This is a genomic window from Caballeronia hypogeia, assembly GCF_001544875.2.
In the GTDB taxonomy this organism is placed as follows: Bacteria; Pseudomonadota; Gammaproteobacteria; order Burkholderiales; family Burkholderiaceae; genus Caballeronia; species Caballeronia hypogeia.
On sequence record NZ_FCOA02000015.1, the window covers coordinates 70,741 to 90,515 of the forward strand.

The following is a 19,775-nucleotide window of genomic DNA, read 5'->3' on the forward strand; positions in this document are numbered from 1 at the left end:
CTGTCATGCGTGCATGCCGTTAACGGCATGCACGCACCCTTCTTTAGTCGTTTCGCGAGAGTAAGAGTCTCGGATCAGGGCGGCGACCCGGACGAGCGCCGGTCGCCGGCAGGCCGGCGCGCCTGCCGCGCCACGGGAAATCCCTAGATTGAAGTCGTTCATCTGCAAACATATAGTTCCTGCATGAACGATTCAGCGATCAATGACATGCCCGTCGAAGATACCGCGCGAATGCCCGCCGACACCGATCCCATGCCGCTGGAAGGCTTGCTGGTGGTCGATTTCAGCCAGTTTCTGGCCGGTCCGTCCTGTTCGCTGAGGCTCGCGGACCTCGGCGCGGACGTCGTGAAGATCGAGCGTCCACAAGGCGGTGACCTGTGCCGTCAGCTGAGCATCTCGGATCAGTTGCTCGGCGGCGACAGCGTCCTGTTCCACACCATCAATCGCAACAAGCGCAGCTTCGCGGCCGACCTCAAGCGGCCCGGCGATCTCGAGCGTGTGAAGGCGCTCGTCGCGCGCGCCGATGTGCTGATCCACAACTTTCGCCCCGGCGTGATGGAGCGGCTCGGGCTCGGCCACGACGTCGTGCGCGAGATGAATCCACGGCTGGTGTACGCGAACGTCACGGGCTACGGCGAAACCGGTCCGTGGCGCGACAAGCCCGGTCAGGATCTGCTCGCGCAATCGCTCTCGGGCATCACCTGGCTTTCAGGCGATGCGAGCCAGGGGCCGGTGCCGGTCGGGATTTCCATCGCGGATATCGTGACGGGAGCGCATCTCGCGCAGGGCGTGCTTGCGGCGCTGGTGCGGCGCGGCGTGACGGGGCGAGGCGCGCGCGTCGAGGCGAGCCTCATGGAGTCGATCCTCGACGTGCAGTTCGAACAGATCACCGCCTACCTGCGCGGTGACGGCGCGCTGCCTAAGCGCTCGGAGGTGAACAACGCGAGCGTCTACGGCGCGGCGCCCTACGGCATCTTCGAGACTGCGGACGGTCATCTCGCGATCGCAATGGCGCCCATCGCGCAGCTTGCGCGCCTGCTCGAATGCCCCGCGCTCGAAGCCTACGCGGAGCCGTCGCTCGCTTTCGCGCGGCGCGACGACATCAAGGCGGTGCTGCGCACCCATCTGCGCACGCGCACGGCGGTGCAATGGCTCGCGGTGCTCGAACCGGCCGATATCTGGTGCGCGCGTGTGCTGAATTACGAAGAGCTGATGGAGCACGCGGGCTTCGCGGCGCTCGACATGACGCAGCGTATCGAGACGACAGCGGGCGATGCGCTGACCACGCTGCGTTGCCCGATCCGCATCGACGGCGCGGTGCTGAAGTCGTCGCGCGCGGCGCCCGCGCTCGGCGAGCACACGAATGAAATCGCCGCCGCGTTCGCGCTCGGCAACCACGCAGCGGAGAGCGCGCAGTGATCAAGGAACAGTTCTACGAAGACTACGAGACCGGTTTTTCGCGCCGGACGTTCGGACGCACGATCACCGAAACCGATGTCGTGATGCACGCGGGACAGACCGGTGACTTCTTTCCGCATCACATGGACGCCGAATGGTGCGCGACACAGGAGTTCAAGCAGCGCATTGCGCACGGCACGCTCGTTTTCAGCGTGGGAATCGGCATGACAGCGAACACGATCAATCCGCGCGCGATGTCGACAGGTTATGACCGCGTGCGCTTCGTGAAGCCGGTGTTCATTGGCGACACGATCACGGTCACGGCGAGCATCACGGAAAAGCGCGCGCATCCGAAGCGCGACACGCACGGCGTCGTCGTCGAGCGGATCGATATCGCCAATCAGCGCGGCGAAACCGTGCTCGTGTGCGATCACCTGTATCTCGTCGAGCGGCGCAAACCCGGCCACGATTAGCCGTTCCTTCATGAGCGGGCGCACGACCCGCACACGCAGCACAAACAGGAGACGTCAATGCGTAAGATCATCGGGACGCTGGGCGCGGTCGCGCTCGTCTGCGCGTCGGGCACGGCGGGCGCGAAGGAGGTCACGCTCGGGTATTCGAGCGTCGGCCTGAGCTATCCGTTCGCGGCGGCCATCGCGAAGGGCTTCGAGAGCGCGGCGAAGCAGGCGGGCGTGAAGACGGTCGTGCTCGACGCGAAGGGCAACGTGCAGAAGCAGGCGAACGATATCGATGATCTGATCGCGCAGAAGGTCGATGGCATCGCGATCATGCCGCTCGATTCGACCGTCGCGCAAGGCTGGGTCGATCGTGCGTCGGCGAAGGACATTCCGACGGTCGGCGTCGCATCGGAGATCGGCGATCCGCACAAGCGGCCGATCAAGCAGGTCTACGAAAAACTGTCCGCGCTGGTCACGCAGGACGAGGTGACGGCCGGCGAAAAGGCCGGCGAAATGGCCGCGCCCATGCTGCCGAAGGGCCGCGTGGCGAACATCGCGATCGTCGAGGGCGCGGCGGGTTACGCCGAAGTCCAGCAGCGCACGGAAGGCTTCAAAAAGGGCCTCGACAAGGCCGGCGCGAAATACAAGATCGTCGCGTCCCAGCCGGGCGACTGGACCTCGGAGAAGGGCGAGTCCACCTGCCAGAACATTCTCGCGTCGCATCCCGATGTCGACCTGTTCTTCGCGCAATCGGACGACATGGTGGTCGGCTGCGCCCTCGCGGTGCGCACGGCGAGCGCGAACGCGAAGCTCATCGGCATGGGCGGCTCGAAGCTCGCGATCAACGCGATCAAGGTCGGCGACGTGACCGGCACGGTCTGCTACAAGCCCGAGGAAATCGGCAAGCTCGCGTTCAACGCGCTGTACGGCACGGTGACGAAGAAGAGCGTCTCGAAGGCCGCGTTCGTCGCCTACGATACGCCGCCGATCACCAAGGCGAATCTCGCGAGTTGCGTGCCGCAATGGTGATGATGGAACCGCTGCTGCGTTTCGAGCGCGTCGAGAAGGTTTTCCCGAACGGGACCGTCGCGCTGCGCGGCGTCGATCTCGACGTCGAACGGGGCAAGGTGCACGGCTTGCTCGGCGCGAACGGCGCGGGCAAGTCGACGCTCATCAAGATCCTCTCCGGCGCGTTTTCAGCGTCGGGCGGACGCATCGTGTGGCGCGGCGAAGCGGTGCAATGGTCGAGTCCGAGAGCGGCCAACGCAATGGGCGTCGCGACCATCCATCAGCATATTCCGCTCGTGCCCACGCTGTCCGTGCTCGAGAACGTCTTTCTCGGCGATTCCGGCCGCTGGCGGCGCGACGCGTCGTGTCGCGCGCGTTTCGATGAACTGTGCGAGCGCGTGGGTTATCGGCTGGATGCGGATGCGCTCGTCGGCGACCTGTCGATCGGCGAGCGGCAGATGGTCGCGATCTTTCAGGCGCTCGGGACCGGCGCGGAACTGATCGTGATGGACGAGCCGACCGCGTCGCTTGCCAACGAAGAGCGCGAGATCGTCTATCAGACGGTGCGGCATCTGTCACGGGTGGAAGGCAAGGCGATTCTGTTCGTCTCGCATTTTCTCGACGAAGTGATCTCGCTCACCGATTGCGTGACCGTGCTGCGCGACGGCGTCGCGGTGATGCACGCGAACACGGACGAACTCGACGAATCGCGCATCGCGGAGGCGATCGCGGGCCGCGAAATCGTCGCGCTGGAGCGCGCCGCGCCCCCGCCGCGCGCGGCGGATGCGCCGGTGCTGCTCGAAGTGCGCGAGCTGGCGTCGCCGGGCAAGCTCGCACCCGTTTCGATGACCGTCGCGGCGGGCGAAGTGATCGGCATAGCGGGGCTGCTCGGCTCGGGCCGAAGCGAGTTGCTGCATGCGATCTTCGGCGCGGATACGGCCGCCACCGGCGACGTGCGCGTGACCGGCAGGCCGATCCGCCGCTCGACGGGCGCGTCGGTCGCGGCGGGCGTCGCGCTCGTGCCGGAAGACCGCATGCGCCAGGGCCTCGTGCCGCTGTTCGAGATCTGGCGCAACACGACGCTGCCCGCGCTCGAAGGCGTGTCATGGCGGCGCTGGCTGCCTTCGCGCGAACGCGAGACGAAGCGCGGCGAAGACGCGATCAGGCGGCTGCAGATCAAGGCGGGGTCGCCCGATGTGCTCGTCACCGAACTGAGCGGCGGCAACGCGCAGAAGGTGACCATCGCGAAGTGGCTCTTCAGCGACGTGAAGGTCTTCCTGCTCGACGAACCTACCGCCGGCATCGATATCGGCGCGAAGACGGACATTCTGCTGCTCGTGCGCGAGCTCGCGGCGGCCGGCAAGGCGGTGATCATCGTGTCGTCGGAATTCGAGGAACTGCTGGCGGTGAGCGAGCGGATCGTCGTGATGCGCGACGGCGCATGCGTCACGACGCGCATGGCGGGGGACACCTCCGAACACGAACTGATCCTGCTCGCGGGCGGACGCGGCGCGACGGCTCACGCCGCGACTCCTCAAGACAGCGCGACATCGGGCGAACCGACATGAACTTTTCGACTTCCAACAGGCATCCCGTTTCTTCCAGCGACGCCGCGACCAGAACGCAGGCCCGCGCCTGCGCGAAAGCCGACTGGCGCCGCATCTTCGGCCTGCGCGAGATGGGCGTGTACTACGCGCTCATCCTGCTGGTGCTCGTGCTGTCGGCGGTGACCGCGTACACCGGACGGCCCAACTATTTCTCCTTCGTTAACGTGACGAACGTGCTGTATCAGTCATCGCTGATCGCCATCATGGCCGTGGCGATGACCGTCATCCTCATCACCGGCAACTTCGATCTGTCGGTGGCGTCGGTGGCGGCGCTGTCGGCGGCGGTCATGATCGGGCTCGCGGATTCCATCGGCTTCGTGCCAGCCGCGCTCGTCGCGATGCTCGTCGCCGTGCTCGCGGGCGTGCTCAACGGCGCGATCGTGCAACTGCTCGGCATCAACGCGTTCATCGTCACGCTCGGCACGCTGACGGCCATACGCGGCATCGTGCTGATCGTCACCGATGGCCGTTCGCTCTCGGTCGAATCCGTCGATGCGATCGCCGCGATGCGCGTGTTCGAGTCGGGCCGGGTGCCGCTCGGGCACTTCTTCGTGCTGCTCGGCGTCGTGCTCATGCTGGCGAGCGTGTTGCTCGTCATGCGCGCGCGCAAGACGCAAGGTGCGCTCGGCGCGAAAGCGCCGGCCGTACTCGGCATGCTGATCGGCGGCGCGGCCGTGCTCGCGCTCGGCTGGCTCGGCGGCGCGCGGCTGGCGGTGGCGAAGCCCGTCGTCTACATGGCGGTGTTCACGGCGCTGGTCTGGTTCGTGCTGACCTTCACGAGCACCGGGCGGCGGCTCTATGCGGTCGGCGGCAACGCCGAAGCCGCGCGCCTGTCCGGCATCAACGTCGGGCGCTATAAAATGGCCGGATTCATTCTTTGCAGCGCGGCGGCGGGCTTCGGCGGCATCCTGTTCGGCAGCCGGCTCGGCGCGATCAATCCCACGGCACTGCAAGGCGCGGAGCTGACCGTCATCGCGTCGGCGATTCTCGGCGGCACGTCGCTGTATGGCGGCGCGGGCAGCGTGATCAAGACGCTCGTCGGCGCGCTTCTGCTGTTCACGCTCACCAACGGGTTCAACATCCTGAACCTCGGCGCGAACTATCAGGGCGTGATCGAGGGCACGGTCGTCGTCACCGCCGCCGCGATCTACACCGTGGGAGGGTCCCGCCGTCGCGCGCGGACACGTTAAGGGACTTCTCATGCCTCGCACGAAAGCCACGTCTGACGACATCGCGCTCGAAGCCGATGAAGAGCAGGGCACGGCCAGCAAGCCGAACTACTCGGTCCCGGCCGTCGAAAAAGCGCTCGACATCCTCGAATACCTCGCCGCCGAAGGCGTGCCGATGACCCGCGCGCAACTCGCGCGCGCGCTCAATCGCCAGCCGCCGGAGCTGTTCCGCATGCTCACTTGTCTCGAGGCGCGCGGCTATCTGTGGCGCGATTCCGGCTCGAATGCGTATGCGCTCACGCTCAAGCTGTTCGAACTGAGCCGCACGCATTCTCCGTATGAGGGGCTGTTGCGCGTCGCCGCGCCGCACATGCGCGCGCTCGCGGCGGAACTGCGCGAGTCGCTGCATCTGTCGATGCTGCATGGTCATCAGGTGATGGTGATCGCGCAGGAGGAAAGCCCGAAGCCGTTCCGTCTGTCGGTGGAAGTGGGCTCGCTGCATTCGCTCGCGGGCACGACGTCGGGCCGCGTGCTGCTCGCCAATCATTCCGACGATGAAACCGCCGCGCTGCTCAGGCGCGACCCGGCGCATCGTCAGCTGTCGGCCGCGGGAAAGCAGAGCCTGCGGGAGCGGCTCGAACGCATCCGCGCGCAAGGCTATGAATGGAGCGAGGGCGAGTGGTTCGAAAGCGGCATCGATCTGGGCGTGCTCGTCGGCTCGCCGGAATCGCGCGTGAAGGCGGCGCTCGTCATGGCGACGCTGCGCCGCAAGGGCGAAGGACCGACGCTCGAAGCAGTGCTGCCCGCGCTGCAACAATGCGCGCGGGCGATCGGGCAATCCGCTGGCATCATCAAGGGAGATCCGGTTTGACCACTACCCTGCGCGTCGCGGTGCGGCAGTTCGGGCCGTTCGAGAGCGGCATCGTGAAGCAGTTCGACGATTTCGTATCGAAGACGGGCGAGGACGCCCGCATCGAGATCGAGGCGATGGACCTGAATCCGCTGCACGATGCGCTGATCGGCCGGCGCGAGCTCGCGAGCGGCGCGTGGGATCTGGCGTTCCTGTCGACGGACTGGATCGCGCAGGTGCAGGCGCTCGGGCTCGTCGAGAATCTGCTGCCGTTTCAGGCGAAGACGCCGATCGAGGACTTTCCGCACGCGTGGAGCCCGTCGCTGCTCGGGCTGCAAAGTTTCGCCGATGGCCTTTGGGGCCTGCCGTATCACGACGGCCCCGAATGCCTCGTGTATCGCAAGGACCTGTTCGATGCGGCCGGAGTGCAGCCGCCCGCGACGTGGGACGAATTCGTCGCGATGGCGCGCCTTCTGCATGCGCCCGATGGTGGCGTGAACGGCACGGCGCTCGCGCTCTTTCCCGACGGCCACAACGGCTTCTACGATTTCTGCATTCACGTCTGGACGCGCGGCGGCGAGCTGTTCACGAAGGAAGGCGCGCCCGCGCTGCAAAGCGACGCCGCCCGCGATGCGCTCGATTTCATCCGCACGCTCGCACGCGATACCCGTGCGCTCGCGCCCGATCCACAGGCCATCGACAGCGTGCGCTCCGGTCTCATGTTCGCCGCGGGCGAGGTCGCGATGATGGTCAACTGGTTCGGCTTCGCGGCGTATGCGCAGACCGCCGCTGACAGCCGCGTCCGGGGCAACGTGGGCGTCGCGCCGATCCCGCGCGGGCCGCGGGGAAAGAGCGTGTCGCTGAACGTGTTCTGGATGCTCGCCATGGCATCGGGCTCGCGCCACAAGGACCTCGTGTGGCGCTTCATGCGCCATTGCGCGAGCGCGCCGATGGATCGCCTGACGACGCTCGAAGGCGCGATCGGCACGCGCATTTCGACCTGGCGCGACGCCGAAGTCAACGCGCGCATTCCGTTCTTTCATCAACTGGAGACCTTGCATCGGGACGCCCGCGAGCTGCCGCGTCATGCCCGGCTCGCGGAAATCTCCCATGTGATCGATGCGATGCTCGCGCGCGCCATCGACAGCGACGAGCCCGCCGAAGCATTGCTCGCCGCCGCGCAATCGCAAATCGGGGAGATCGTGCGATGAACCCGCTTCAACAAAGCTGGCCGATGCCCGCCGCACCGAAGCCGATCGTGCTGATCGGCGCGGGCGGCATCGCGCAGGACGCGCATTTGCCCGCGTATCGCGTGGCGGGTTTCGAGGTGCGCGGCGTATTCGATCTCGACGCATCGCGCGCGCGCGAGGTCGCCGAACGCTGGTCGATTCCGCAGGTGTACGCGTCGCTCGACGAAGCGTTCGATGCGCGCGACGCCGTCTTCGATATCGCCGCGCCCGCCGCTGCGCATGCGGCGATCGTCGAGCGCGTGCCCGAAGGCGCGGCGGTGCTGCTGCAAAAACCCTTCGGCCTCGATCTCGCGCAGGCGAGCCGACTGCGTGCGCTGTGCGAAGCGCGCCGGCTGAAGGCGGCGGTCAACTTCCAGCTTCGCTTCGCGCCGATGATGCTCGCGGTGCGCGATGCGTTGCGTCAGGGTCTCACGGGCGAACTCGTCGATGTCGAAGTGCATCTGAATCTCGCGACGCCGTGGCATCTGTTTCCGCATCTGAAGGCGGACCGGCGCGTCGAGGTCGTCTCGCATTCGATCCACTATCTCGATCTGATCCGCGCGCTCGTCGGCGAGCCGGGCGGCGTGATGGCGCGCGGCTATACGTATCCCGGCAGCGGACTCGCGGATACGCGCACGAGCGCGATCCTCGATTACGGCCGGACGCTGCGCTGCACGCTGTCCCTGAATCATCACCACGATTTCGGGCGGCGCTTTCAGGACGCGAGTTTTCGCTTCGAAGGACGCGACGGCGTGCTCATCGTGAAGCTCGGCGCGTTGCTCGACTACCCGAAAGGCGAGGCGGACGAGTTGTGGTACTGCGCGCGCGGCGGCGAGTGGATGCAGATTGCGTTGTCGGGTGCGTGGTTCCCGCATGCGTTCATCGGCACGATGGCCAACGTGCAGCGCTACGCGAGTGGCGAGGACGAGCGCCTCGTCTCGGATGTCGCGGACGCGTGGAAGACGATGGCGCTCGTGGAGGCGTGTTATCGCAGCGAGGACTCGCCGGCGCAGCCGATTCCGGCGTCCATCGAGTAGCTCAGTTCAAGCCGAATTCTTTCAGCACACTCGCGCTATGTTCGCCGACGCGCGGCGCGCCGCGCGAGCCGCCCGCGCGCTGTCCATCGATGCGCAGCGGGCCGCGCGTCGTGTGCACCGCCGCGCCCGCGTCGCGCCCCACGGTCTGCAGCATGCCCAGCCGCCTGAACGCCTCGCTTTCGATGAGACGCGGCCAGTCGAGCACTTCCGCGCACCACACGTCGGCGGGAGACAGGCGCGCGAGCCAGTAACTGGTGGGATGCCGCAGCAGCTCGGCCGCGATCAGGCGCTTGATCTCGTCGCGCTGCGTGAAAGCGTCACGCTCGTCGTAGGCGCGCAGCGCGGGCAAGGGCAACGTCTCGGAGAGTTGCGCGAGCGGCATCATCGCGAGGGCGAGATAGCCGTCGGCGGTCGGATACATGCCGTAGGGCGCGGCGAGATACACGTTCGCGTTGCGATATCCCGCGCGCTGCGGCTGGCGGCGGCCATCGTTGAGATACGTCGTCAGCATCTCGAACTGCAAGTCGATGAGCGCTTCCAGCAGACTCGTCTCCACCCGCGCGCCCACCCCCGTGACGCCGCGTTGCACCAGCGCGGCGAGAATGCCTTCGGTCAGGATGTGCCCTGCCTGGATATCCGCGATCGACAAGCCGAGCGGCACCGGCCCCTCGCCTTCATGGCCGTTGAGCCAGGCGATGCCCGACAGCGATTGCGCCAGCAGATCCTGCCCCGGCATGTGCGCCCACGGTCCCGTTTCGCCATAGCCGGACACGCTCGCGTAGATGAGACGCGGATTGAGCGCGCGGGCCGCTTCGTGGCCGAGTCCGAGCCGCTCGATCACGCCGGGCCGGAAATTCTGGATCAGCACGTCCGCGCGCGCGATCAGTCCTTTCAGCGCCGCGAGATCGCGCGCATCTTTCAGATCGAGCGCGACGCTTTCCTTGTTGCGGTTGATCGCGTGAAAGAGCGTGGAGTCGCCGGCGACTTCGGTATCGGTCAGATAGAGCGTGCGGCAGATGTCGCCCGTGTCCGGACGCTCCACCTTGATGACGCGCGCGCCCAGATCCGCGAGCCGCAGCGCGGCGGACGGCCCGGAAAGGAACTGCGCGAGATCGAGGACCAGCAGTCCCGCGAGCGGCGCGCTCATGCGCCGAGGCTCTCGCGGAACAGGCGGTTCAGGTCGTCGACGATCGCGCTCGCCCGATCTTCCGCGCGCAGGCCGAGATTGAGCCGCTGCGACGCCGCTGCCTGGAAAGCCATGTAGCCGTCGTGACGTGGTCTGACCCAGGCGCCGTCCAGCGTCGCGCGCGTGGCGCGGTAGAAGTCGCCGGATGCGGCGTTGACTGCGTCGTCTTCCCATGCCGCAGCGTGTCCCGGCTGGCCGCCCGCGCTCGCGAACGGACCGCGCTGCGCCGCTTCGTCCGCAACCCACAGCGCGAACGCGAGCGCTTCGTCCTGGTGCGCGCCGCGCGCCGATACCGCGATGCCCGTGCCGCCCAGCGCCGAGCCGGCCGGCGCGCCGCCGTCGAACACCGGCATGTCGCCGAACGCAATACGCACCGGCCTGAAACCGGCCCACGCGTAATTCACGTAGCCGTAGACGAGCGGCACGCAGTCGATGCGCGCATCGGGTTGCGCCATGCGCTCGTACACGGCGATCGGGTCTTCGTCGAAACAGCGCGGGTCGATGTGACTCGTCAACTCACGCAGGTAGTCGCACGCGCGCGAGGCGGTGTCGCGCTCGAACAGCTCGGGGCCTTCGACCGCGCCGGGTGCGCCAAGCTGTGCGGTGAGCGTATAGAGACACATCAGCGAGTGCGGCGGACGCATCGGCAGCGCGACGCGGCCCGCTTTCGCCAGCGTCATCACCTCGTCCCACGTTCGGGGCGCGGCCCCGAGCCGGTCTTGCCGCCACGCGAGCACCTGCGTCGCGGCGTCGATGGGCAGCGCCCATACCCGCCCTTGCCAGCGATAGCTCGCATACGAAGCGCCGACCGAGCCCCGTTCGATGCTTGCCGGCGCCGCGTCGTCGAACGGACGCAGACAGCCTTCGCGCGTCACCTGCCCGACATGCGGATGATCGATGACGATCAGATCGTAGTTGCGCGCGAGTTCATCGACGGGAAAAGATTCGAAGTCCTGCAGCGAGCGGCGATCCCACGCGATCTCGACGCCCGTGCGCGCTTGCCACTGCGCCGAGCAGGCCGCGAGCGGATCGTAGCCGCGCGGATGATCCCAGGTCATACCCTTCAGTCTGATGGTCATGAGCGGTGTGCGAAACGCATTGGTGAATTACCTAGGTGAATGCATCGTTTATATGCGTAATGATGGCGGCTCGATGCGCGCAGTGTCGATCAGGGTTTTCCGCGAGCAAACCAACGACGGAGACAAGGCCATGACTTCTTCCCGCGAGCAGGCGTCACCGCTCGAGCGTGCCGTGCGCAAGGCGAGCGTGCGGCTCCTGCCGTTCCTTTGCCTGATGCTGGTGCTGGCGTTTCTGGACCGCGCCAACATCGGCTTTGCGAAGATCGCGTATCAGGCCGACACCGGAATCGGCGACGCGGCGTTCGCGCTCGGCGCGGGCATCTTCTTCATCGGCTATGCGCTGTTCGAGGTGCCGAGCAACCTCGTCATGCAGCGCGTGGGCGCGCGCGTCTGGCTCAGCCGCATCATGGTGACGTGGGGCATCGTCTCCGCCGCGATGATGTTCGCGCACACGCCCACGACGCTCTACGTGCTGCGCTTCCTGCTCGGCGTGTGCGAGGCGGGGTTCTATCCCGGCGTGCTGCTGTATCTGACGTACTGGTTCCCGGCGCGCCAGCGTGCGCGCGCGACCGGGCTTTTCTATCTCGGCGTGCCGATGTCGCTGGTGCTGGGCAGTCCGCTCTCCGGCTGGCTGCTGACGGTGCACGACCTGTTCGGTCTCACCAGCTGGCAACTGATGTTCGTGGTCGAAGGGCTCGCGGCGACGATCGCGGGCGTGGTCGCGTTCTTCTATCTCGACAGCCGGCCGCGTGACGCGAAGTGGCTCGACGAAGACGAGAAGCGTGCATTGAGCGCCGTGCTCGACGCCGAAGAGCGCGGCAAGCTGCACGAAGTGCGGCATTCGGCGCTGGGTGTGCTGAAGGACGCGAAGGTGCTCGTCTTCATCGGCGTGTACTTCTTCATTCAGGTGGGCACCGCGCCGCTGACGTTCTATCTGCCCGCGCGGCTTGCGTCGGTCATGGGCGGCAAGGTGGATTTCAGCATTGGCCTGCTGCTCGCGGTGCCGTGGCTGTGCTCGGCGCTCGCGACGCGCATCGCGACCGTGTACGCCGACCGGCGCGACAATCACCGGCGCGTCGCACTGGCGATGGTGCTGGCCGGCACGCTCGCGCTCGCATCGATCGCTTGGATCAGCAATCCGTGGTTGATGGTGCTCGCGTGCTGCATCGCGGTGCCCGGACTGACGGCCTCGCAGCCGGTGTTCTGGAGTTTGCCCACGCGCTATCTCGCGGGCACGGGCGCGGCGAGCGGCATCGCGTTCATCGTGTCGATCGGCAATCTGGGCGCGTTTCTGTCGCCGCAGGTGAAGGCGTTCGCCGATGCGCTGCTCCACGACCCCAATGCGGGCTTTCTCGCAGTGGCCGCGCTGTGCTTCCTGAGCGTGGTCCTGCTCGTATTCGCCAACGTGTCGGCGCGCGAGCCGGAAGCGTCGCTGATGAGCGAGCCTCGATAGGCCCAACGAGACAAGCCGGACCTCCAGGCGGCTCCTTTTTTCTGCGCTGTTCCATTTGTTCTTCGGGCATTTCGCGCCACAATCCGTGCAGATCTCTACACGGACAGACTATGGAGCGACGTGCGCTGCCCCCGCTGAATCCCACGCGAGCCTTCGAGGCGACGGGACGCCTGTTGAGCATCTCCAAAGCTGCTGACGAGCTGGCCGTCACGCCTGCGGCCGTCAGCCGGCAGGTGCGCACGCTCGAAACCTACCTCGGCGTCGATCTGTTCGAGCGAGTGAAAGGACGGCTGGAGCTGACCTCGGCGGGCGCGCGGTATCTGGCGGAACTGATGCCGCTGTTCGCAGCGCTGCGCGAAGCCACCGACAGCCTGCGCTCTTCCGAGCGGCGCACGCGCGTGCTCAAGATCCGCTCGCCCGCGACCTTCGCGGTGCGCTGGCTGATTCCGCGTCTCGCGAGCTTTCACCGGTTGCACGAAAACATCGACGTGCAACTGACGACATCCCCGGCTCCGCTGAACTTCGCGCGTGAGGACATCGACGGCGGCATCCAGCTTGGCGACGGCAAATGGCCCGGACTGCGCGTGCAACGTCTGATCGCGAACGAACTGGTGCCGGTCGCGTCGCCTTCGAGGCAAGTCAAGGCGCGCTCGCAACTGCAGGGTGAAACGCTCCTGCACACGCTCGCGCGCCCGGAAGACTGGACGCTGTGGCTGAAGGCAGCGGGTCTTCCATTGAACGCGCGGCGTCGCGAGATGCGCTACGAAACGTCGCTGCTCGCGTATCAGGCGGCCATAGAAGGGCACGGTGTAGCCATTGCGCAGAAGGCGCTGGTGCGCGGCGAGCTGGAAAGCGGGCTCCTGGTCGCGCCGTTTTCGTTCGAGCTCGATCGCGGGCATCACACTTACTACTTCGCATGGCCGACGGGACGTCCGCAGTCGGACGCGCTGAAGATTTTCCGCCAATGGCTCCTCACGCTGCTCAACGAATAGCGCTCGCGAGCCGCCGACCCTTTAACAAAAAGTCAAAGGCTCGTTTCCAAATTGTCGATTGTCCAGGAGGCCGACGAGTACGTAATCTCGTCGGCATGATTCGCTGCGGTGGCGGGTCACGAGACAGGACAATCAGAAATGCCAAGAGACAGCCTCAACGGCGTGCGGGTGATCGACTTCTCGCATGTCCTCGCCGGACCGGTCTGCTCGATGACGCTCGCCGATCTCGGCGCGCACGTCGTCAAGATCGAGCCGCCCGACGGCGAAATCGGGCGGCTTATCGGGCCGCCGTGGATCAACGGCGAAAGCCCGGCTTTCATCAGCGTCAACCGGAACAAGTACAGCGTCGCGATCGATCTGAAAACCGACGCCGGGCGCGACGCCGTTCGCCGCATGGTGCGGGAGGCGGACGTGCTCGTCGAGAACTTCCGGCCGGGCGTGATGGCGTCGATGGGACTCGACTTCGACGCGTTGCTGCAACTGAATCCACGGCTCGTCTACTGCTCGATTTCCGCGTTCGGCCAGACGGGCGCGAATCGCCGGCGGCCCGGCGTCGATGGCGTGATTCAGGCCGTCAGCGGTCTGATGAGCACGCTCGGCACGACGCACGCCGAGCCGCTCAAAGTCCCCATCCCCGTTGCGGACATGATGGGCGGCTATCTCGCGTCGATCGCGATTCTTGGCGCGTTGCATCAGGTCCGCACGGGCGGTGGCGGGCAGCATCTCGACGTGAGTCTCTACAACGCGACGCTGATGCTGCAGCAGATCGGCTTCGCCGCGTTTCTCGCGTCCGGACGCGAGCCGGAAAAGACCGGCAGTGCCGCGCCATATGCGTGTCCGAACGAAGCGTTCCCGACCGAGGACGGCTGGATGATGGTCGTCGCCTACCATCCGGAGCGGTGGCGCGCGTTATGTGAGGTGCTCGCATCGCCTGCGCTCGAAGCGGATCCGAGATTCGCCACCAACGACGACCGCGTGCGCCATCGCGCGGTCCTGCATCACCTGCTCGCCGCGCGCTTCGTCGAACGGACCACGGCGCAGTGGATGGAACGGCTCGCGGCGCGGGACATTCTTTGCGCGCCGGTCGCAACTTACAGCGATGTCGTCGAATCTGCGGAATATGCCGAGTGCGGGCTGGCGCAGACGATCGATCATCCGGTCGCGGGCACGATGCGCATGCATCGCTTCGCGCTCGGGCCATCCGACCGCCCGGCCGCGCCGGACCTGCCCGCGCCGCTGACGGGCCAGCACACGCTGCAGATGCTCGGGCGATACGGCTTCGCCGAAAGCGAAATCGCCGGACTGCTGAATGCAGGCGTGATCCGCGTGGGCCGCGCCCCGACCGAGACCAGCGACTACGACCACAAGGTGAGCGCATGAGCGCCGCGATGTCCGAAGCGAACGAAACAAAGAGGAGACGTTCACTGTGTCAGTTCATGCAAACGAAGCCGGTTCACTGGTCGAGTCGTCGGTCGATGCCGGCGTGCTTACGCTCACGCTCAACAGCCCGCGCGACGGCAATGCGCTGAATGTCGCGATGACGGAGGCGCTGTCGAACGTGCTGGAGCAGGTCAACGACCGGCGCGACGTGCACTGCGTGCTGCTGCGGTCGTCATCGCGGCACTTCTGCACGGGTGGCAACGTAAAGGACATGCAGAGCGGCAGCGATCTCATGAGCGGCGGCGTCGAGGAAGTGCGCGATCGCCTGCTTCGCAGCCTGCACCGGATCACGCGCGCACTTAACGGTCTCGACGTGCCCTCGGTATGCGCGGTCAATGGCGCGGCGGTCGGCGCGGGCTGCGATCTCGCGCTGATGTGCGATATCCGCGTGGCGAGCACGAAGGCCGTGTTCGCGGAAAGCTTCCTGCGTCTCGGGCTGGTGTCGGGCATCGGCGGATCGTGGTTTCTCGCGCGCATCGTGGGTTACGCGAAGGCGCTCGAGCTGACGCTCACCAGCGAGTTCATCGATGCCGAAGCGGCGCTGGGCATCGGCATTGTCTCGAAGCTGGTGCCACAGGAGGCGCTCGATACCGAGGCCCGATCGCTGGCGAAACACATCGCGCGAAATCCGCCGACGGCGTTGCGCATGGCGAAGCGGCTCGTGCGCGAAGCGGCCGACGCTTCGCTCCCGACGACGCTCGACATGGCGGCAAGCATGCAGGCCATTCTCCTGTGCGGCCGCGAGCACAAAGAGGCTGTCGACCGGTTTCTCGAGCAGCAGGCGGCGAAAAAGCGCGCACACGTGTGATGCACCGACAGGGCTGCCGCGTCCTTAACGCGGGGCCTCACAAACTGAATCGGAGGAGACAACCATGACCCCGACTTCCGGCGCCCGCAATCGAAAGCCCGGCATGCTGCGAATCATCGCCACATCGAGCCTCGGAACGATGCTCGAGTACTACGATTTCTTTGTCTATGTTGCGTTGACATCGACCTTGACGCACCTGTTCCTTCCTTCGACCGACCGGACCGTCGCCGCGATGGCGGGTGTCGCCACGTTCGGCATCGCATATGTCGCGCGGCCGCTCGGCACGATCATCTTCAGCCCGATGGCCGACCGGATCGGACGCAAGAAGACGTTCGTCATCACGCTCGCGATCATGGGTATCGCGACGGTGGGAATCGGTTGTCTGCCGACTTACGCGGCGGCCGGCGCGCTCGCGCCGCTCGGGCTGATCATGCTGCGCGTGGTGCAAGGCGTTGCGCTCGGCGGCGAATACGGCTCCGCGGTGGTGTACGTCATGGAGCATGCGCCCGCGGGCCGCAAAGGCATGGCGACCAGCGTGCTGCAGAGCACCGCGAGCGTTGGGCTATTGCTGGCGCTGGCGATCGTGTCCGCACTGAAGTTCGCGCTCGATGCCCCGGCATTCGAATCCTGGGGCTGGCGCGTCCCGTTCCTGATTTCGGCGCCGATCGTCGCGGTGGCGACATGGATTCGCCTCGGCATGACCGAAACGCCCGTATTCGCGGAGATGAAGCGGGCGGGCCGTCTGTCGAAATCGCCGCTGCAGGACACCTTGTCGAGCGCGACGTCGTGGAAGGCGATTATGGTGGCGATGTTCGGCGCCCAGGGCGGAACGTCCGTGTCGCTCTATACGTCGATCGTCTACATGCTGTACTTCCTGCAGAACGTGTTGAAGGTCGATCCTTCGCGCGCGAACCTGTGCCTCGGTGTGGCGATCGTCGTCGCCGCGCCGCTCTATCCGGTGTTCGGCCGGTTGTCCGACGCGATCGGCCGCGCGCGTGTCATGCTGATCGGCATCGTGCTCTGGATTCTTGCAGCGTATCCGGCTTTCGCGGGGATCAGGGCGCATGCGCTTGCGGGCGGCTGGTCCGCGGTGACGCTGCTCATCGCGTTGCTGGCCGTGTTGACGGCGATGATCATGGCGCCGTTGCCGGCGTTCATCGCCGAATGCTTTCCGCCGCAGAGCCGGACCACGGGCTTCGGATTGTCGCAACAACTCGGCAATGTGCTGTTCGGCGGGTTCCTTCCGCTGATCAGTCTTTCCCTCGTCAACCTGACAGGCAATCCGCTTGCGGGCGTGGGCTATTCCATCGTGTCGCTGTTGCCCTGTCTTGCCGTCACGTTCTTCTGGGGGCTGAGGCAGGATCGGCTCATCCGTCAGCGCAATCATGAAGTCCAGTGCGCGAGCCCTGCGGACTCGGCCCGGTTGCCGGTGCGCTGATCCAGCGACGTCCGAGGCGCGGCATTTCGATGTCGCGCCTCGTGTCGTTCAGGCGGGACTGCTCATCAGCGTGTATTTCACGTGCACATATTCCTCGATTCCATGATGACTGCCTTCGCGCCCGTATCCGGATTGCTTCACGCCGCCGAACGGCACCGAAGCCGTTCCGACCGAACCGGAATTCAGAATCACCATGCCTGCCTCGAGCTCCCGCGACAGTCGGAATGCACGTCCGAGATCGCGAGTGAACGCATAGGCGACGAGACCGTATTCGGTGTCGTTGCTGCGCGCGATGACTTCGGCTTCGGTGGAGAAGCGATAGATCGGGAAGACGGGGCCGAATATTTCGGTCGAGGCGATCGGCATGTCGTCCGAGACATCGACGAGGATGGTGGGCGCATAGAAGAGCCCGCCTTTCGCGTGCGGATGTCCGCCGAGCACGACCTCGGCGCCGCGCCTGCGGGAATCGTCGACGAGCCGGCCGACCTTGTCGATGGCCGCACGATTGATCAACGGACCGACGACGAACCGTTCCTGCAGCCCTTGATCGACGGGAATGGCTTCGACGAGCGCCTTGACGCGCTGGACGAACGCATCGTGCACGTTCGCCTGGACATACACGCGGTTCGGCGAGATGCAGACCTGGCCGCTGTTGCGCAGCTTCGCGGACACGAGCGCTTTCGCCGCTTCGTCGAGATCGGCGTCGTCGAAGACCACGAACGGCGCATTTCCACCCAGTTCCAGCGTCATGGTTTTCAGTGTGCCGGCGCACTGCGCGGCGAGCAGCTTGCCGACCGCGGTCGAACCCGTAAACGAGATCTTCCTGATGCGCGGCTCGTCGGTGATCAGCTTGCCGATCTGCACCGGATCGCCGGTCACCATCTCGAACACGCCTTCCGGAATGCCGGCGCGGCGTGCGTATTCGAGCAGCCTGTATGCGGTGAGCGGGGTTTCCTCGGCAGGCTTCAGGAGGATCGTGCAACCCGCTGCAAGCGCGGTCGCCACCTTGCGCGCGATCATCATGAACGGGAAATTCCAGGGCGTGATCGACGCGACCGGCCCGACTGGTTCTTTCGTGACGATCACCGCCGCGTCTTTCGCGTGGGTCGGGATGGTGTCGCCGTACACGCGCCTGGCTTCCTCCGCGTACCATTCGATGAAGCCGAGCCCATACTCGATCTCGCCGAAGGCTTCCGACAGGCACTTGCCGTTCTCGCGGCACATGAGTTCAGCGAATGCGGCCTTGTCGGCACTGACGAGGTCGAACCATCTGCGCAGCAGATCGCTTCGCTCACGCGCGAGGGCGCGCGACCAGGCCGGGAACGCCGCGCATGTGCGGTCGATGGCCGCTCGCACCTGCGCTTCCGAATGATGTTCGACTCGCCCGACGATGGTGCCGTCGGCGGGATTGAGTACATCGATCATGCTTTATTCTCCGAAGTAGGTGAACCTTCTCAGCGCATGGACGCAGCGTGATTCACGCATGCGGATGCATGATCGAATGCTAGGGGCGTCGTGACCGGACGAGAACGTGTGATCGTCTGCGAAGCTTGCCCGATCCTATGAACACGCCTCTATCGCCTCTGTCGAGCACGAAGCATGAAAACGCATCGCTCTCCCGCAATGCCCGTAATGGAAACCGAAGACGAAGCACTGGCTCGGGTGCACGCTTCGATGGTGCGCCGGCTGCTGGAACTGGCGCCGAACGAAGGCTATAACGCGACGCCGATGCCGGACATGCGGCTGTTGCGATCGAACCGCCCGCTGACGCGCACGCCGGTGCTGTACGAGCCTGGTATCGTCGTCATCGCGCAAGGCCGCAAGCGCGGCTATCTCGGCGACAAGGTGTACGTCTACGATGCGCAGCACTATCTGGCCGTCGCCTTGCCTCTGCCGTTCTCCATGGAGACCGACGCCACCGCCGCCGAACCTTTGCTCGCGGTGTACGCGCGCCTCGATCCGACGCTTGCCGCCGACGTGCTGCTGCAGATCGACGAGCGCAACGGCGTGGTGCCGGGCGAGCCGGGCGGCATGGCCACGACGAGGCTCGATCTGGCGCTCGGCGAAACCATGCTGAGGTTTCTCGATGCGATGCGCGATCCGCTCGAAGCCGCGCTATTGGGGCCTTCGCTGGTTCGGGAGATTTACTTTCGAGTCTTTATCGGAGAGCAGGGTGGTTCGATGCGTGCGGCGCTCAACCTCGATGGAAACTTCGGGCGGATTTCCAGGGTGCTGCGCAAGATACATTCGAGCTATGCCGAACCGTTGACGATCGAAACGCTCGCCAGGGAAGCGACCATGAGCGTGCCGTCGTTTCATATGCATTTCAAGGCGGCCACGAAGACCTCGCCGCTGCAGTACATCAAGTCGACACGTCTGCATCAGGCGAGGCTATTGATGGCGCGGCAGGGAATGACCGCCGCCGCGGCGAGTGCGCAGGTGGGGTATGAGAGCGCCTCGCAGTTCAGCCGCGAGTTCAAGCGGCTCTTTGGCGGCACGCCTTCGCAAGAACTGCGGCGGATGAAGCAGCATTTCGCGTTGCCGGAAGCGGACCCGGATTCACGGTATGTCTCATCGCATTGAATCATAGATGAGTGCTCTGACAACGAGCGGCGAATCGCCA

The 19,775-nt window shown here is 65.8% G+C and carries 17 protein-coding genes; 14 read left to right on the forward strand and 3 right to left on the reverse strand.

Annotation, left to right across the window (positions count from 1 at the left end):
- Positions 1–207: 207 nt before the first annotated feature.
- From AWB79_RS21585 to AWB79_RS21620, 8 genes are read left to right on the forward strand one after another with little or no spacing between them, the layout of a single operon-like run.
- Entirely contained in the window at positions 208–1,419 is a 1,212-nt protein-coding gene (locus AWB79_RS21585) for a CaiB/BaiF CoA transferase family protein (RefSeq protein WP_198399069.1), read from the forward strand.
- Positions 1,416–1,871: a MaoC family dehydratase gene (locus tag AWB79_RS21590; RefSeq protein WP_061169476.1), complete on the forward strand. Its 456-nt coding sequence runs from the start codon at positions 1,416–1,418 to the stop codon at positions 1,869–1,871. Before AWB79_RS21585 ends, AWB79_RS21590 begins: the two co-directional genes overlap by 4 nt.
- Before the next feature lie 57 nt (positions 1,872–1,928).
- Complete coding sequence (locus tag AWB79_RS21595) at positions 1,929–2,885, forward strand: sugar ABC transporter substrate-binding protein (RefSeq protein WP_061169477.1); 957 nt, start codon at positions 1,929–1,931, stop codon at positions 2,883–2,885.
- Positions 2,885–4,432, forward strand: a complete 1,548-nt coding sequence (locus AWB79_RS21600; protein ID WP_232470959.1) for a sugar ABC transporter ATP-binding protein — start codon at positions 2,885–2,887, stop codon at positions 4,430–4,432. The genes AWB79_RS21595 and AWB79_RS21600 overlap by 1 nt, the downstream gene beginning before the upstream one ends.
- A complete protein-coding gene (locus AWB79_RS21605) occupies positions 4,429–5,661 on the forward strand; it encodes an ABC transporter permease subunit (protein ID WP_198399070.1) in 1,233 nt (410 codons plus the stop codon). Before AWB79_RS21600 ends, AWB79_RS21605 begins: the two co-directional genes overlap by 4 nt.
- 10 nt (positions 5,662–5,671) lie before the next feature.
- Positions 5,672–6,511 carry an IclR family transcriptional regulator gene (locus AWB79_RS21610; RefSeq protein WP_061169479.1) on the forward strand — a complete coding sequence of 280 codons (840 nt, stop codon included), beginning with the start codon at positions 5,672–5,674 and terminating at the stop codon, positions 6,509–6,511.
- Positions 6,508–7,701: an ABC transporter substrate-binding protein gene (locus AWB79_RS21615; protein WP_061169480.1), complete on the forward strand. Its 1,194-nt coding sequence runs from the start codon at positions 6,508–6,510 to the stop codon at positions 7,699–7,701. The genes AWB79_RS21610 and AWB79_RS21615 overlap by 4 nt, the downstream gene beginning before the upstream one ends.
- Complete coding sequence (locus AWB79_RS21620) at positions 7,698–8,756, forward strand: Gfo/Idh/MocA family protein (RefSeq protein ID WP_061169481.1); 1,059 nt, start codon at positions 7,698–7,700, stop codon at positions 8,754–8,756. The genes AWB79_RS21615 and AWB79_RS21620 overlap by 4 nt, the downstream gene beginning before the upstream one ends.
- A 1-nt stretch (position 8,757) precedes the next feature.
- Here AWB79_RS21620 and AWB79_RS21625 read toward each other — a convergent pair whose 3' ends face one another.
- Together AWB79_RS21625 and AWB79_RS21630 are read right to left on the reverse strand one after the other, a co-directional pair.
- Positions 8,758–9,903, reverse strand: coding sequence for a CaiB/BaiF CoA transferase family protein (locus AWB79_RS21625; RefSeq protein WP_061169482.1), 1,146 nt, complete (start codon positions 9,901–9,903; stop codon positions 8,758–8,760).
- Positions 9,900–11,021 carry an ABC transporter substrate-binding protein gene (locus tag AWB79_RS21630; protein WP_061169483.1) on the reverse strand — a complete coding sequence of 374 codons (1,122 nt, stop codon included), beginning with the start codon at positions 11,019–11,021 and terminating at the stop codon, positions 9,900–9,902. Before AWB79_RS21630 ends, AWB79_RS21625 begins: the two co-directional genes overlap by 4 nt.
- A gap of 130 nt (positions 11,022–11,151) precedes the next feature.
- On the opposite strand from AWB79_RS21630, the gene AWB79_RS21635 reads away from it, so the two are divergent.
- From AWB79_RS21635 to AWB79_RS21655, 5 genes are all read left to right on the forward strand, one after another.
- Entirely contained in the window at positions 11,152–12,474 is a 1,323-nt protein-coding gene (locus AWB79_RS21635; protein WP_061169556.1) for an MFS transporter, read from the forward strand.
- Positions 12,475–12,584: 110 nt separating this feature from the next.
- Entirely contained in the window at positions 12,585–13,466 is an 882-nt protein-coding gene (locus tag AWB79_RS21640; protein ID WP_061169484.1) for a LysR substrate-binding domain-containing protein, read from the forward strand.
- Between the two features lie 138 nt (positions 13,467–13,604).
- Entirely contained in the window at positions 13,605–14,846 is a 1,242-nt protein-coding gene (locus AWB79_RS21645; protein WP_061169485.1) for a CaiB/BaiF CoA transferase family protein, read from the forward strand.
- A 46-nt stretch (positions 14,847–14,892) separates the two neighbouring features.
- On the forward strand, positions 14,893–15,714 hold the full coding sequence (locus AWB79_RS21650) for an enoyl-CoA hydratase-related protein (RefSeq protein ID WP_061169486.1): 822 nt from the start codon (positions 14,893–14,895) through the stop codon (positions 15,712–15,714).
- Positions 15,715–15,778: 64 nt separating this feature from the next.
- Positions 15,779–17,152, forward strand: a complete 1,374-nt coding sequence (locus tag AWB79_RS21655) for an MFS transporter (RefSeq protein ID WP_061169487.1) — start codon at positions 15,779–15,781, stop codon at positions 17,150–17,152.
- Between the two features lie 48 nt (positions 17,153–17,200).
- Here the strand turns inward: AWB79_RS21655 and AWB79_RS21660 are convergent, their stop codons facing one another.
- Positions 17,201–18,577, reverse strand: a complete 1,377-nt coding sequence (locus AWB79_RS21660; RefSeq protein ID WP_061169488.1) for an NAD-dependent succinate-semialdehyde dehydrogenase — start codon at positions 18,575–18,577, stop codon at positions 17,201–17,203.
- Positions 18,578–18,751: 174 nt separating this feature from the next.
- On the opposite strand from AWB79_RS21660, the gene AWB79_RS21665 reads away from it, so the two are divergent.
- Positions 18,752–19,735 (forward strand): AraC family transcriptional regulator, encoded by a 984-nt coding sequence (locus tag AWB79_RS21665; RefSeq protein WP_082862425.1) that lies wholly within the window; start codon positions 18,752–18,754, stop codon positions 19,733–19,735.
- Positions 19,736–19,775 lie beyond the last annotated feature (40 nt).